Consider the following 14,902-nt stretch of genomic DNA (forward strand, 5'->3'; position numbering starts at 1 on the left):
AATAAGAGTCGTAGAGTTATACAATTGACTAAATATAATTTACAAATAAAGGAGAATATTATAATGAAAGAAAAATGGTGGAAAGAGGGAGTGGTATACCAAATATATCCAAGAAGTTTTAAAGATAGTAATGGAGATGGAATAGGAGATTTAAGAGGGATAATTGAAAAAATAGATTATATAGAAAATTTAGGAGTAGATATAATTTGGTTAAATCCTGTATACAAATCGCCAAATGATGATAATGGATATGATATAAGCGATTATTATAATATAATGGATGAGTTTGGAACAATGGCAGATTGGGAAGAACTGTTAGATAAACTTCATAAAAGAGGAATAAAATTAATAATGGATTTAGTTGTAAATCATACATCAGATGAACATAAGTGGTTTGTGGAATCAAGAAAATCAAAAGATAATCCATATAGAGATTATTATATTTGGAGAAAAGGGAAAGAGAATAAAGAAGATGGAAAAGAGATAGAACCAAATAACTGGCTTTCATTTTTTAGTGGTTCAGCTTGGAAGTATGATAAAACAACAGATGAATATTTTATGCATCTATTTACAAAAAAGCAACCTGATTTGAATTGGGAAAATGAAAATGTTCGAAAAGAAGTTTATAAAATGATGACATGGTGGCTTGATAAAGGGATAGATGGATTTAGAATGGATGTTATAAATTTAATATCAAAAGTAGATGGGTTACCTGATGTTCCAAAAGTTAAAGGAGAAAAATATAGTTGGGGTGGAGATTATTTCATGAATGGTCCAAAAGTTGAAGAGTGGTTTAAGGAGATGAATAAAGAAGTTTTAAGCAAATATGATATAATGACTGTAGGAGAATGTCCGGGAACGACTCCGCAAGAAGGGATTAATTTTACAGCAGAAGAAAACAGAGAATTAAATATGATATTTCAATTTGAATTAATGGGAATTGATTCAGAAATTGTAAAATGGAATACAAAACAATTTGAATTAAAAGATATAAAAAGAATAATTAAAAAATGGCAATTAGTAATAGAAAAAGGTGGTTGGAATTCAAACTATTTAATGAATCATGACCAGCCAAGAGCATTATCAAGATTTGGAGATGATAAAAATTATAGAAAAGAATCTGCTAAAATGTTGGCTACTTTTACATTGACATTGCCAGGAACTCCTTATATTTATCAAGGAGAAGAGATTGGAATGGTAAATGTAGCATTTGAAAAAATAGATGACTATAAAGATGTAGAAACTATTAATTATTACAATGAAATGGTATTTGATAAAAAAGAAAATAAAGAAAAAATAATGAAACAAATTCATCAAATGAGTAGAGATAACAGCAGGACTCCAATGCAATGGGATGATACAGAAAATGCAGGATTTACAACAGGGAATTCTTGGATAAAGCTTAATCCTAGTTATAAAGAGATAAATGTAGAAAATGATTTGAAAGATGAAAATTCTATATATAATTATTATAAAAAATTGATAAAAATTAGAAAAGAAAATAAAGAATTAATTTATGGCAAATATATAGAAATTAATGTAGAAAATGAAAAAGTTATGAGTTATATATTAGAAAAAGAGAATAGTAAAATTTTAGTAGTAATAAATTTCTTTGGAGATAATGAAACTTTAGATTTAAAGGGATATGAAAAAGAGTTATTAATATCAAATTATGAAAATAGTTTAGAAGTAGAATTAAAGCCATATGAAGCAAGAATTTATAAAATAAAATAGAGGTGATTAAAAATGACAATAGTAACAGTATTAGGATTTACAGCGGCAACATTAACATCATTATCATTTTTTCCACAGGCGATAAAAGTTATTAAAACAAGAGATACTAAAAGTATATCTTTAATTATGTATAGTATGTTTACACTTGGAGTATTTTTATGGTTGTTGTATGGTTTTTTTTCTAATAGTATGCCAGTTTTAATAGCAAATATTGTAACTTTAATACCTGCAACTGTTGTATTAATATTAAAAATAAAAGAAGGTAATAAAAATTAGAGTACTCAACCAAAACTAGGAGGAAAATTTATGTTATATAAAAAATTAGGGAAATCAGATATGAATGTTTCTGTTCTTGGATATGGAGCTTGGGCATTAGGAGAAGATGGCTGGGGCGGTATAAACTTAGATGAAGCATATAAAACAATAAATTTGGCAATAAAAAGTGGGATAAATTTTTTTGATACAGCACCAATTTATGGAATGGGAAAATCAGAAGAGAGAATTGGGGAACTATTAAAAGAGATAAGAAAAGATATTTATATTGCTACTAAATGTGGACTTTTATGGAATGAAAATAAAGAAGTTAGAATTGATAATTCAAGAGATGCTATAATGTATGATATTGAAAAAAGTTTAAAAAGATTAAAAACAGATTATATAGATTTATACCAGATTCATTGGCCAGATAATAAAACTCCTCTTAAAGAAAGTTTTACAGCATTAAATGAATTAAAAGAACAAAATATAATTAGAAATATTGGAGTTTGCAACTTTTCATTAGAACAATTAAAAGAAGGGTTGGAATATAGTGAGATAGTTTCACTACAAAATCAATATAATTTACTACAAAATAGTATTGAAGAAAAAATAATGCCTTTTTGTGAAAAAAATAAAATAAGTATTATTCCATATAGCCCATTGGCTCAAGGAATGTTATCAGGAAAAATAGATGAAAATTACCAATTAAAGCCTGGTGATATAAGAGAGCATAACCCATTGTTTAATAATAAAGATAATTTTGAAAAAGCTATAAAAAAAATAAAAGAGCTTCCAAAACCATTATCTCATACAGCAATACAATATTTAATAGATAAATCAAGCGTGGGAACAGTTATATTTAGCGTAACTAAAAGAAATCACTTAGAAGAAAATTTGAAAGCGTTAAAGAAATATATGTAATTGTAATAAATGTTTTAAATTGAGAATATTTATAAAATTCAAAAAAATAATCATTAGAAAAACATTTAATGCTTTTCTAATGATTATAATGTCTAGAGATTTTTTTAATTGTAATTTTGCTTTAATTCTCTGCTATTTGAAGTATGGTAGTAGATTTATAAATTTTCTATAATATCTAAAAATTTATCTAAAGGTTGATCGCCTAATAATTTTTCTGTTTCGTTAAATAAAATATGAGGTACTGCAGATACTCCAAATTTATTAGCTAATTCATTAAATCTAGAGCTTTCTATCATTTCAGCATCTATATTTCTGTTTTCTAATGCAAGTCTGTGTGCATTTACAACTGCTCCAGGACAATGAGGACAAGATAATGAAATGAATATTTTTATATTTACTTTTTTATTAATTTTATTTATTCTGTCTAAAATTTGAGCAGATAAAGCCTTTTCATTTCCTGAAATACTAATTAAATCTAAAACAAAAGAATTTATTTCATGTCCTGCAGGGATTCCATAATATTTAATTCCTGTGATAGATTCATCTTCGTTGGTTAAAACTATTGCAGGGTATAATTTAATACTAAACTTTTCTATTTTTTCATTATTTTCCTCATTTTCATAAATTTCCAATTTAATTTTATCAGTTGTGCTTTTTAACTCATTTAAAAAAGCTTCTGTCTCTTCTATATATTTATCAGTTTCACTAGACTTAAAAAATAATATTTTAACCTCATTTTTTAATTTATTATCAAATGCTTCTTTTAGTTGTATTAATGTTTTTTCATCAAAGATTTTCATTGTAATCGCTCTCCTTTATATTTTATTATGTAAAATATAAGTTATTTATTTATCAAATAACTATATACAGATAATGCAGCTTTTGCACCTTCTCCTGCTGCTATGATTACCTGATTATATGGAACAGAAGTAATGTCTCCAGAAGCAAATACTCCTGGTAAACTAGTTTTACAGGAACAGTCTATAGATATTTCATTTTTTGAATTTAATTTTATTTCGTCTTTAAATATTTGAGAATTAGGAATTAATCCTATTTCTACAAAAATACCATCTAATTCTATATCAAATATTTTATTAGTTTCTCTATTTTTAAATTTAGCTTTTTCAAGTTTTTTATTTCCAATAGCTTCTAATATTTGATGGTTAGTCATAATTTTTACATTAGAAAAATTATTTAATTTATCTATTAATATTTTATCTCCATTTAATTTTGGAAGATATTCTATTAAAGTAACCTCTTTTGCAATGCTAGCTAAATCTATTGCTGCTTCTATTCCAGCATTTCCTCCACCTATTACAGCAACCTTTTTATTTTTATAAAAAGGAGCATCACATGTTGTACAATAAGCAATTCCTTTTCCAGAAAATTCAGATTCACCAGGAATATTTAATTTTCTCCATTTGCTGCCAGCAGCAATTATTACAGTTTTAGCTTTGTATTTAGTACCATCAGAGACATAAATTTCTTTTATATCTTTTTTTAATTTTGTTTTTGTTACTTCAAAACCTGATTTGTATCCAATAGGGAATTGATCTATTTGATTTTTAAATTTATTAACAAGGTCTTCTCCTTTGATATACATAAACCCCATATAGTTTTCAATAGCTTCTGTTTCTAATATTTGTCCACCAAATTTATAGGTGATAATTCCAGTATCGATCCCTTTTCTCATAGCATATACAGCAGCGGTCATTGCAGAAGGACCACCCCCAATAATTAGAAGTTCATAAATTTTATTCTCATCTAAATTTTTTGTATTACCGTTATTTTCAATATCAAATCCATCTAAATTTAGATTTAAATCCATAATTTGTTCCCCCTTTTTAAGTAAGAAATGATGGTATAATTATACCTCATTTCTTATTATACCTTATAAATTTATATTTTTCCAACTAAATTTAATTCAGGTTTTAAAGTTTATAGTTTATCAAATTATTTTTCAAGCAGAAGTATATATAATTTGTTATAATTTAATAGATGAAAATTAGTTTAGTTTTGTTATTCCAAAATATAATAAATTTACAATTAAAATATAAAAGTAATTAACTCTCTTTGAAATATAACTTTTTTATGGTATAATAATGCATAAAAAAAGTTGCAATATAAAAAATTAGGAGGATACAATGAAAAAAATATTATTATTATTATCACTGTTTATTATAACTATTTCTGCTTACTCAATAACTATTATTACACCAAAAGCTCCACCGGCGATACCAATATTAAGAGCTAAAGAAAATGACTCTACAATTAATATTCAATACTATACAAATGCAAATACAGAAGTTATACCTAAAATAATCAAAGAAAAAGGAAATTTATATATTATTCCTTCAAATGTAGCTGCAAAATTATATAATAAAGGAAAAGATTTAAAAATATTAGGTATTACAAGTTTAGGTCTTGTCTATTTATTAAGTAGTGATGAAAATATAAATTCAATAAAAGATTTAAACAGTAAAGAAATTTATATTGGAGCACAGGGGTCTTCTCCTGATGTTATTGCACAATTTGCTTTTGCGAAAAATAAAGTAACTCCAATGATAAAATATGGTTCTTCTCAAGAAATAACAAAAATGTTGTTGACAAACAGAATTAAAACAGCAGTAGTTCCTGAACCACTTGCAAGTTTGGTTTTATCTAAAAATAAAAAAGTAAAAAGGGTTGTAAAGTTTACAAAAGAGTGGAAAAAAATTGATTCTAATTTAAAAGGAATACCACAAGTTGCTCTTGTTGTTCCAACTAAATATTATAATAAAAATAAAGCTAAGATAGATGAAATTTTGTTGAATTTGAAAAAAAGCAGCGATTGGGTTAACAGTCATAAAGAAGAAGCTGCTAAATTAGGGAAAGAAAAATTACAACTTTCAAAACTTTTTTCAGCAAAAATTATTTTTGACTCAATTGATTATATGAATCTTGTATTTATTTCTAAAGGAGAAAGTAAATATCTTATTCCATATTTTAATCATTTGAAAAATATAAATCCTAAAATGATTGGTGGAAAACTACCAAATGAAAAAATATACATTAAATAAATTTATAGTAATGCTAATTGTCTTGTTTATTTGGCAATTAGCCTCTTTTTTTTACAATGAAATAGTTTTACCTTCTCCTTTGAATGTGATTTATTCTTTAAGAGATATTTTAATAAAAGAAAACTTTATAACTATAATTGGATATAGTTTTATGAGGACTTTAATTGGATTACTGTTTGCAATTAGTTTTGGAACTGTTATTGGATTGTTTTCAGGTTTAAATGAAAAATTTAATTCTTATATCTCTCCAATTGTTATTTTTATTCAATCTATGCCAATTATTTCTTGGATTATACTTGCTTTAATATGGTTTGATAATAATTTTATTCCTATTTTTATATTAATAATTGCCACTATTCCAATTTTTATATTAAATATCTCTACAGCTATTTTAAATACTGATAAAAATTTAATAGAAATGGCAAATATATATAAAGTAAGTAAAAAAAAGATAATGAAAAATATATATCTTCCAACAATAAAATCTAATTTTTTTTCATCATTAAAAATTGGTTCTGGACAGGGGTTTAAAATATCAATAATGGCTGAAATAATTGCTCGTTCTCAAAATGGGATAGGGGAAAAAATGAATTGGGCTTGGATAAATATTGAAACAAGTGATATTATAGCATGGAGTTTAATTATTGTGTTTATTAGCTTCTTTTTTGAGTTTATAATAAATTTATTTTTGGAGAAAAAATTATGATTAAGATAAAAAATTTATATAAAAATTTTAATGATTTTCAACTATTTGATAATTTTAATTTAATTATTCCCAAAGGAAAAGTTACTGTTATTTTAGGACCATCAGGAAGTGGGAAGACAACTTTAATGAGAATGTTATCAAATCTGGATAAGGATTTTAAAGGTGAGATTATTAATAATAGTAATATTTTTAGTTATGTATTTCAAGAAGATAGACTATTACCAAATAAAACTGTTTTGGATAATATCGAATTTGTTTTAAATGATTCAGAAAATTATTTAGAAAAAATAGATATGACTCTTTCTATTTTAGAGATTTTAGATAAAAAAAATGAAAATATAAATAATTTAAGCGGTGGACAAAAACAAAGAGTTTCCATCGCAAGAGCTTTTATTTCTCCATCAGATTTTATTATAATGGATGAACCATTTAAGTCATTAGATTTTGAATTAAAAATAAATATTATATATGATTTTATTAAATTATTAGTGCAAGAAAAGAAAACAATACTCTTGGTTACACATGATGTTTTGGAAGCAATTTTATTGGGAGATATTATACATATTTTTTCTAAACCTCCTACAATTATAAAAAAAACCTTAAATGTAGATATTAATAAATCTGAAAGAGAGATATATTCTAATAAAATTATTGAATTAGAAAAAGAAATTTATAAATATTTATGCTCTACCAAATGAAGTATGGATTATTTTTTATTTAATAGGAAAGTATAAATTTATGCAGAAAATAAGCTACGCCGTTTTTTTGAAATATGCGATTTTTCAAGGCAAAATTTTTCAGAACCCAAAAATTTAGAAAAATATTTATGTTTTACCAGATGAAGCGTAGCTTATTTTGTTATTATAAGTTGAAATCATAACAAAAAAGTTGTATAATTAGTTTTACTAAAGAACGTTTAAAAATATGAAACGTTTCTAAACCTACAAGGAGGATACTTATGCGAAAAAATGAAGTGAAAGATTTATACCGAAATCATCAAAACTATCTAGATAAACCTGTAACTGTTGGGGGATGGATTAGAACAATTAGGACATCTAAAAATTTTGGATTTATTGAATTAAATGATGGGACTTTTTTTAATTCAATACAAATTGTATTTGAAAATGATCTTGAAAATTTTGAAGAGATATCTAAATTAACTACAGGTTCTTCTATTTTGGTTCATGGAACTTTAGTAAAATCCCCAGGGTCAAAACAGCCTTTTGAAGTGAAATCTAATGAAGTTATTATAAAAGGGGTTTCTGAACTTGAATATCCCCTTCAAAAAAAGAGACATACATTTGAATTTTTAAGAACAATTGCTCATTTAAGACCTCGTACAAATACTTTTTCTGCAGTATTTAGAGTTAGATCTTTATTAGCTCATGCTATACATACTTTTTTCCAAGAAAAAGGATTTGTGTATGTTCATGCACCTATAATAACTACAAGTGATGCAGAAGGAGCAGGAGAGATGTTTAAAGTGACAACTCTTTCTAATGAAAATCTTGCTAAAAAAGATTATTCAAAAGATTTTTTTGGAAAAGAAGCTGGATTAACTGTTAGTGGACAATTAAATGTTGAAACTTATTGTATGGCATTTGGAAAAGTTTATACATTTGGTCCAACATTTAGAGCTGAAAATTCTAATACAGGTAGACATGCTGCTGAATTTTGGATGATAGAACCAGAAATTGCTTTTGCAGATTTGAATGATGATATGGAACTAGCAGAAGAGATGACTAAATTTATTATTAATTATGTGTTAGAAAAAGCTCCTGAAGAGATGGAGTTTTTTAATAAATTTATAGATAAAGGACTTATTGAAAGATTAAAACACGTTTCATCTTCTGATTTTGCTAAAGTAACTTATACAGAAGCTATTGAAATTTTAGAAAAATCTAATAAAAAGTTTGATTTTCCTGTGAAATGGGGAAATGATTTACAAACAGAACATGAAAGATATTTAACAGAAGAACATTTTAAAAAACCTGTTTTTGTAACAGATTACCCAAAAGGGATTAAAGCATTTTATATGAAACTTAATCCTGACGAAAAAACTGTTGCAGCTATGGATTTACTTGTTCCTGGAATTGGAGAAATAATAGGAGGAAGTCAAAGAGAAGAAAATTTAGAGACTTTAAAATCTAAAATGGATGAATTAGGATTATCGCAAGAAGATTATTGGTGGTATCTTGATACTAGAAAATATGGAACAGTTGAACATGCAGGGTTTGGACTTGGGTTTGAAAGAATGGTAATGTATGTGACAGGAATGCAAAATATAAGAGATGTTGTGTCATTTCCTAGAACTCCAAAAAATGCAGATTTTTAAGAAAATAGTTAAAATTTTAGGGGCGAAATCTATTTTCGCCCTATTAATTTAATCGCGATATTAAATTTTTGATGTTTGTGACATATAATTATAAAATAAAAAAAGAGCCAATATGTGGAATTGGCTCTTTTAATTTTACATATTTTTATTTTTCAGGATACGCTTCTAATGAATGAATAACAAGATCCGATCCTTTTTCCTCTTCTGCTGCATTTAATCTAAATCCAATTGTTTTATCTATTGTATAATAAACAACAAAACCTCCTACTAATGCGATAACTATTGCAGATAAAGTTCCAATTAATTGAGATATAAATGTAACTCCTCCTAGTCCACCAAATATTTTTAATCCAAATATTCCTGCTGCAATACCGCCCCAACTTCCAATAACTCCATGTAAAATCCATACACCTAATACATCATCTATTTTAAATTTTTCAGTTTCTAAATTAAATCCAATTACAAAAATGATTGCTGCAATTGCCCCAACTATAAATGCTCCTAATGGATGATAAATATTTGAGCCAGCACAGACAGCTACAAGTCCTGCTAATGCTCCATTATGAACAAAAATCGCATCTCTTTTAGAAAATAACAGTGCAGCTAAAATTCCACCAACCATTGCAAAGAGAGAGTTTAAAGCTACTAAACCAGATATTTCTCCAATATTTAAGGCACTCATTACATTAAATCCAAACCATCCTACTGATAAAACCCAACTTCCTAATGCTAAAAATGGGACATTACTTATTGGCAATGGATAACTTTTAGTTTTATCTTTTGAATATCTGCCATTTCTATTTCCAAGTATTAATATTGCAGGTAATGCTAACCATCCTCCAAATGAATGGACCACTACTGAACCTGCATAATCTGAAAAATTAGCTCCACCTATATTTTTTATAAAATTTTGAAAAGCTTCTGCATTTTGTCCCCATATAATTGATTCGAAAAATGGATATAAAAGCCCTACAAATATTGCTCCTGCTAATACTTGAGGCCAAAATTTAGCTCTTTCTGCGATACCACCTGAAATTATAGCTGGTATACAAGCTGCAAATGTTAATAAGAAAAAGAATTTTACTAAATCATATCCCATATTTCCACTAATTAATTGATCAGCTGGTTTCAAAAAACTAATTCCTCTTGCAATTGGATATCCAATTAAAAAATATACAACAGTTGATACTGCCCAATCTGTTAAAATTTTTACAAGTGCATTTACTTGATTTTTTTGCCTAACAGAACCTACTTCTAAAAATGCAAACCCTGCATGCATTGCGAAAATCATTATTGCTCCTAAAAGTAAAAATAAAACATTAGTGCTTTTTGCTAAAACGTCTAAACTCATTTCTCACTACTCCCTTCGATTTTTATAATTGATTTACTAAATACTATTAATATATTATATATATACATTTATTATTTTTCAAATATAAAATATATATAGTACGTATATATATTTTATATGGTATGATATTTGTATGAAAAAGATATTAATTATTAAAAGCTTGACAATTTATATGTATATATATTAAACTAAATAAAGAGGAACTGTAAAAAAATGAAAATAGAAAGGGTGTGGAAAAAATGAAAAAAATTGAAGCTATAATTCGACCTACTAAATTACATGATGTGAAAGAGGCTCTTAGTGATATTGGAGTAAAAGGAATTACTTTAACTGAAGTTAGAGGATTTGGGCGACAAAAAGGACAAACAGAAATCTTTAGAGGTGCAGAATACAAGGTTGACTTTTTACCTAAAATAAAAATTGAGGTTGTAACAAGAGCTGAAAGAGTAGATGAAATTGTAAAAATTATAATGAAAGCTACTAAAACTGGAGAAATTGGTGATGGTAAAATTTTTATATCGGCGATTGAAGAAGTTGTAAGAATTCGTACTGGTGAAACTGGAAAAGATGCGATATAAGGTTTGAAATAACAAAATATAAAGAAATTATTTTTCAAATGTTTTTCAGCATTAAATATTTTAAATAAAACTAACCACTATTTGTAAGAATTTAATTTCTCGCAAAAAGTGGTTAGTTCTATTTTTTTATAAGCTGTTTCTAAAACAATATATTTATGAGTTAATATCCGTTGACACTAATATTTTCCTATGATATAATCTTATTATTGGTAGGACAGTTTTACTGAAAAAAATTATTTTTGAGATGGAGCTATAGGATAATTAGGAGGAATAACCATGTTTAATATGAAAAAAGAAAAAACAAAATCTAAAGAGCAATTTCCAAAAGAAAGAGCAAAAAATTTTCTAGAAGTAGAATATACATATACTCCAGAAGAAGCAGTAGAGGAAGCTAAAAGATGTATACAGTGTAAAAATCCAGGGTGTGTTTCTGGGTGTCCAGTAAGTGTGCCTATTCCTCAATTTATAAAAAAAGTTTCAGAAAAAGAATTTATAGAAGCATATAAAATTATAACTACTCAAAATAGAATGCCTGCAATTTGCGGTAGAGTATGTCCTCAAGAAAAACAATGTGAACAAAGATGTGTGAGAGGGAAAAATGGAGAACCTGTAGCAATTGGAAGATTAGAGAGATTTGTTGCAGATTATTATATGAAAAATGCAGAAGATGAAAAAGTTGAGATAAAAAGTAATAAAATTAAAGTGGCAGTAATTGGTTCTGGACCTGCTGGATTAACTTGTGCAGGAGAACTTGCTAAATATGGATATGATGTAACTATATTTGAGGCATTACATACTTTTGGCGGCGTATTAATATATGGAATTCCAGAATTTAGATTACCAAAAGAGATTGTAAAAAAAGAGATAAAGAAAATATTAGATTTAGGAGTAAAAGTTGAAAAAAATGTAATTGTAGGAAAATCAATTACAATAGAAGAGTTGGAAGAAGAAGGGTATAAAGCTATATTTATAGGTAGTGGAGCAGGACTTCCAAGGTTTATGAATATTGAAGGAGAAAATTTAAATGGAGTTTATTCAGCAAATGAATTTTTAACAAGAGTAAACTTAATGAAAGCATATGATAAAGAAAAATCTCATACTCCATTAAAAATGGGCAAAAATGTTGTAGTAGTAGGAGCAGGTAATGTAGCTATGGATTCTGCAAGAACAGCATTAAGATTAGGAGCAGAAAGTGTAACAATTGTATATAGAAGAGGAGAAGCAGAAATTCCTGCAAGAGCCGAAGAAGTGAAACATGCAAAAGAAGAAGGAATAATTTTTAAATTATTAACTAATCCAACTAGAATAATAGAAGATGATGGGTGGGTAAAAGAGATAGAATGTGTAGAAATGGAATTAGGAGAACCTGATAATTCAGGAAGAAGAAGACCAATTGTAAAAGTGGGCAGCGAATTTAAAATAAAAGCAGATACTGTAATTATAGCAATAGGACAACAACCTAATCCATTAATAAAACAAACAACTTCAGAATTAGAGATAAATAAAAGGGGTGGAATTATAGTAGAAGAAGAAACAATGGCAACATCTATAGATGGTGTATATGCAGGGGGAGACATAGTTACAGGGGCTGCAACAGTAATATTAGCAATGGGAGCAGGTAAAAAAGCTGCAAAAGCAATTCATGAAAAGTTACAAAAAAATAATTAAAAAACCAGATAAAAATATTGGCTTTGATACAGATTTAAAGCAGAATACCTTTAAAATATTGTTAATGATACAAGAATGTATAAAATTTGAAAAAATGTATTAAAATAGTTGAAATTTTATAAAAATTATTGTATAATTGTTTGAAAACTGTATAAATGGAGGTTGTTATGGGGAAAAATATCGAGGTAATGGTAGATGAATTAAAAAAATATTCAAAAAAACCAATTGGAATTTTTGGAGCAAGAGCTTCAGGAAAAACAATGTTTTTAACTGTGTTATATGGACTTACAGGGTTTGCAAATGAAAATGATAAATTATCTATTATTTGCAATACTGCTGAAAGTAGAAATTATTTAAAGAAGAATTATATGAATTTATTAGAGGGAAAGCTGCCATCAAGAACAGAGGTAAATGAATTTACTAAAATTAATATGAATTTATTTCACAACGGGAATAGTTATAATGTTAAAACTTTTGATTTTGCAGGAGAATTATTAAAAGATGTAGATGAAAAAGAGGTAGATCCTTCATTCTTAGAATTGCAAAACAAAATGTATGATTTTTTCAAAATGTGTAGTGGGTTATTAATATTTTTAGAACCGAGTACAGATAAAAAAGTTGGATTTGAAAGACAAATAGAGGTAGATAAATTGTTTAGTTTTTTGAAAAATGAAAATATAGATTTAAATATACCTATGGGAATTGCAATTACAAAATGGGATAAAATAAGTACTGAATTGGAAAAAAGAAATTATGAAGAAGAAGAAGAAAAAGTAAAAAAATATATAAGTGATAATAAAATATATCATAATATTTATCATCTTATTTCTGGAATTAGTGATTATACAAAAATGTTCCCAATATCAGCATTTGGAGAAGCAAGAGAAAATGATTTGCCACCAGAAGAGTTAAAACCTTTTAATGTATTTTCTCCACTAATTTGGGCATCTAATAAAAGAGACCAAGAATGGGTAAAAAAAATCAAGTTTATTTTAAATAAAAATATTAATCCTAAAGATGCAAAAGAGGTAGTTAATGAATTTGTTTTGAATATCGAAAATAAAGAGCTGAAAGTAGAAGTTGAAAAAGCATATACAAAATATTTGAACAAAAGAAGAAATAAAAAAATAGTTGCGGGATTACTTATAATTGGAACTATAGGTGGAGCTAGCGGTTATTTTCTTAAGAATAATTATGATAAACAAAGTTCATATAATAAAATTATGAATGAAACAAATAGAAAATTACAAAAAAATATGATAAATGAGTTTATAACCAAATATGGTAGTAATAATAAATATTCAGGAGATCTATTAAAATTAAAAAAAGATATATATATTAGAATTATAAAAATAGAATCTGATCTGAATACAAAACTAAATTTAATAAACAACTATATTGTAGAATATAAAGATGATAGCAATATAGAAGAATTAAAAAAATTGAAAAGAAAAACAGAAAAAGATATTTCGTCAGAAAAAAATTATAAAAATTTAGAAAATAGTTTATCGAAAGAAAAAGATAATTATAAAAAATATTTGCTTTCTAAAGATTATTCTGAAAAATATCCAGAATATAAAAAAGATGTGATTCAAAATAAAATCAAAATATTTTTAAAATTAGCTGATAAGGAAAAATATGATGAGATAGAAAAACTATATGAAAATAAAAAGTTTAATCAATTGTATAATGAAATTGAAACTTATCTGAATACAAAAGAGTATCAGGATTATAAAAAAGAGGTTTTAGAATTAAAATCAAGCTTAAGAGACAATGAACTATTTATAAAATTAAAAAATAGTATTAAAGCTTATAACTCAAATAAAAATGAAAAAAACTTAAATGGAATTTTAAGAAATTCAGAGAGTTATCTGTCTAATAGTAACTTGCTTTTGCATGAAAAAGAAGCTAAAAATATTATATCTCAGATTAATAAAATAAAAAAAGGGATAAATTCAGAATTTGAAATAGATTTAACTTTAAAAAAAGTTAAACATAAATATATTAAAACTTATGTTATAATAAATATTGATGGTAAAAAATATGAAAAATCAGCAAAATTAAATAAAAAAAATGTTTATGTAGGAAGTTTTATAAATAAATTCAGAATAGGAAAAAAAATTGATATTGATATATATTTAGATGATAAAAAGGGAGTAGAAATACAAACAAAACATTTAAAATTAAGTTTTGGAGATATTAATAAAAATATTTTAGTAAAAACAGAGAAGGGTGACGAATTAATTTTAAGATTGCAAACGAATCAAATAAAATATGAAATAGGTGGATAAT

Annotated in this window: 13 protein-coding genes; 10 read left to right on the top strand and 3 right to left on the bottom strand. The window is 26.0% G+C overall.

Going from position 1 to position 14,902, the window contains the following annotated elements; all coding sequences use genetic code 11:
- The first annotated feature begins 63 nt into the window (after window positions 1–63).
- From RDY08_RS10595 to RDY08_RS10605, 3 genes are read left to right on the top strand one after another with little or no spacing between them, the layout of a single operon-like run.
- The gene (locus RDY08_RS10595) at window positions 64–1,734 is read left to right on the top strand and encodes a glycoside hydrolase family 13 protein (RefSeq protein WP_307905596.1); all 1,671 of its coding nucleotides are present in this window, start codon (window positions 64–66) and stop codon (window positions 1,732–1,734) included.
- Window positions 1,735–1,746: 12 nt separating this feature from the next.
- Window positions 1,747–2,010, top strand: coding sequence for a SemiSWEET transporter (locus RDY08_RS10600; RefSeq protein ID WP_307905597.1), 264 nt, complete (start codon window positions 1,747–1,749; stop codon window positions 2,008–2,010).
- A gap of 30 nt (window positions 2,011–2,040) precedes the next feature.
- Window positions 2,041–2,913: an aldo/keto reductase gene (locus RDY08_RS10605; protein ID WP_307905598.1), complete on the top strand. Its 873-nt coding sequence runs from the start codon at window positions 2,041–2,043 to the stop codon at window positions 2,911–2,913.
- Between the two features lie 155 nt (window positions 2,914–3,068).
- Here RDY08_RS10605 and pdo read toward each other — a convergent pair whose 3' ends face one another.
- Both pdo and RDY08_RS10615 read right to left on the bottom strand, forming a co-directional pair.
- Complete coding sequence (gene pdo, locus RDY08_RS10610) at window positions 3,069–3,713, bottom strand: protein disulfide oxidoreductase (RefSeq protein WP_307905599.1); 645 nt, start codon at window positions 3,711–3,713, stop codon at window positions 3,069–3,071.
- A gap of 41 nt (window positions 3,714–3,754) precedes the next feature.
- Window positions 3,755–4,741 carry an FAD-dependent oxidoreductase gene (locus tag RDY08_RS10615; protein ID WP_307905600.1) on the bottom strand — a complete coding sequence of 329 codons (987 nt, stop codon included), beginning with the start codon at window positions 4,739–4,741 and terminating at the stop codon, window positions 3,755–3,757.
- A gap of 316 nt (window positions 4,742–5,057) precedes the next feature.
- Here RDY08_RS10615 and RDY08_RS10620 point away from each other — a divergent pair, with 316 nt between their 5' ends.
- The 4 genes from RDY08_RS10620 to asnS all read left to right on the top strand — a co-directional run bounded on the left by RDY08_RS10620 (window position 5,058) and on the right by asnS (window position 9,013).
- Window positions 5,058–5,972, top strand: coding sequence for an ABC transporter substrate-binding protein (locus tag RDY08_RS10620; protein WP_307905601.1), 915 nt, complete (start codon window positions 5,058–5,060; stop codon window positions 5,970–5,972).
- The gene (locus tag RDY08_RS10625) at window positions 5,950–6,678 is read left to right on the top strand and encodes an ABC transporter permease (RefSeq protein ID WP_307905602.1); all 729 of its coding nucleotides are present in this window, start codon (window positions 5,950–5,952) and stop codon (window positions 6,676–6,678) included. Before RDY08_RS10620 ends, RDY08_RS10625 begins: the two co-directional genes overlap by 23 nt.
- Complete coding sequence (locus RDY08_RS10630; RefSeq protein WP_307905603.1) at window positions 6,675–7,376, top strand: ABC transporter ATP-binding protein; 702 nt, start codon at window positions 6,675–6,677, stop codon at window positions 7,374–7,376. Before RDY08_RS10625 ends, RDY08_RS10630 begins: the two co-directional genes overlap by 4 nt.
- A gap of 260 nt (window positions 7,377–7,636) precedes the next feature.
- On the top strand, window positions 7,637–9,013 hold the full coding sequence (gene asnS, locus RDY08_RS10635) for an asparagine--tRNA ligase (protein ID WP_307905604.1): 1,377 nt from the start codon (window positions 7,637–7,639) through the stop codon (window positions 9,011–9,013).
- 145 nt (window positions 9,014–9,158) lie between these two features.
- Here the strand turns inward: asnS and RDY08_RS10640 are convergent, their stop codons facing one another.
- A complete protein-coding gene (locus RDY08_RS10640; protein ID WP_307905605.1) occupies window positions 9,159–10,364 on the bottom strand; it encodes an ammonium transporter in 1,206 nt (401 codons plus the stop codon).
- Between the two features lie 239 nt (window positions 10,365–10,603).
- On the opposite strand from RDY08_RS10640, the gene RDY08_RS10645 reads away from it, so the two are divergent.
- The 3 genes from RDY08_RS10645 to RDY08_RS10655 all read left to right on the top strand — a co-directional run bounded on the left by RDY08_RS10645 (window position 10,604) and on the right by RDY08_RS10655 (window position 14,901).
- Window positions 10,604–10,942, top strand: a complete 339-nt coding sequence (locus RDY08_RS10645; protein ID WP_307905606.1) for a P-II family nitrogen regulator — start codon at window positions 10,604–10,606, stop codon at window positions 10,940–10,942.
- Between the two features lie 276 nt (window positions 10,943–11,218).
- Window positions 11,219–12,610, top strand: a complete 1,392-nt coding sequence (gene gltA / locus RDY08_RS10650) for an NADPH-dependent glutamate synthase (protein ID WP_307905607.1) — start codon at window positions 11,219–11,221, stop codon at window positions 12,608–12,610.
- Between the two features lie 167 nt (window positions 12,611–12,777).
- On the top strand, window positions 12,778–14,901 hold the full coding sequence (locus RDY08_RS10655) for a TRAFAC clade GTPase domain-containing protein (RefSeq protein WP_307905608.1): 2,124 nt from the start codon (window positions 12,778–12,780) through the stop codon (window positions 14,899–14,901).
- Window position 14,902 lies beyond the last annotated feature (1 nt).

This window comes from Haliovirga abyssi (genome assembly GCF_030295325.1).
Classification (GTDB): Bacteria; Fusobacteriota; Fusobacteriia; order Fusobacteriales; family Haliovirgaceae; genus Haliovirga; species Haliovirga abyssi.

Coding starts and splice junctions, on each gene's coding strand:
- RDY08_RS10595 (WP_307905596.1), top strand. CDS start 64: ATGAAAGAAAAATGGTGGAAAGAGGGAGTGGTATACCAAATATATCCA.
- RDY08_RS10600 (WP_307905597.1), top strand. CDS start 1,747: ATGACAATAGTAACAGTATTAGGATTTACAGCGGCAACATTAACATCA.
- RDY08_RS10605 (WP_307905598.1), top strand. CDS start 2,041: ATGTTATATAAAAAATTAGGGAAATCAGATATGAATGTTTCTGTTCTT.
- pdo (WP_307905599.1), bottom strand. CDS start 3,713: ATGAAAATCTTTGATGAAAAAACATTAATACAACTAAAAGAAGCATTT.
- RDY08_RS10615 (WP_307905600.1), bottom strand. CDS start 4,741: ATGGATTTAAATCTAAATTTAGATGGATTTGATATTGAAAATAACGGT.
- RDY08_RS10620 (WP_307905601.1), top strand. CDS start 5,058: ATGAAAAAAATATTATTATTATTATCACTGTTTATTATAACTATTTCT.
- RDY08_RS10625 (WP_307905602.1), top strand. CDS start 5,950: ATGAAAAAATATACATTAAATAAATTTATAGTAATGCTAATTGTCTTG.
- RDY08_RS10630 (WP_307905603.1), top strand. CDS start 6,675: ATGATTAAGATAAAAAATTTATATAAAAATTTTAATGATTTTCAACTA.
- asnS (WP_307905604.1), top strand. CDS start 7,637: ATGCGAAAAAATGAAGTGAAAGATTTATACCGAAATCATCAAAACTAT.
- RDY08_RS10640 (WP_307905605.1), bottom strand. CDS start 10,364: ATGAGTTTAGACGTTTTAGCAAAAAGCACTAATGTTTTATTTTTACTT.
- RDY08_RS10645 (WP_307905606.1), top strand. CDS start 10,604: ATGAAAAAAATTGAAGCTATAATTCGACCTACTAAATTACATGATGTG.
- gltA (WP_307905607.1), top strand. CDS start 11,219: ATGTTTAATATGAAAAAAGAAAAAACAAAATCTAAAGAGCAATTTCCA.
- RDY08_RS10655 (WP_307905608.1), top strand. CDS start 12,778: ATGGGGAAAAATATCGAGGTAATGGTAGATGAATTAAAAAAATATTCA.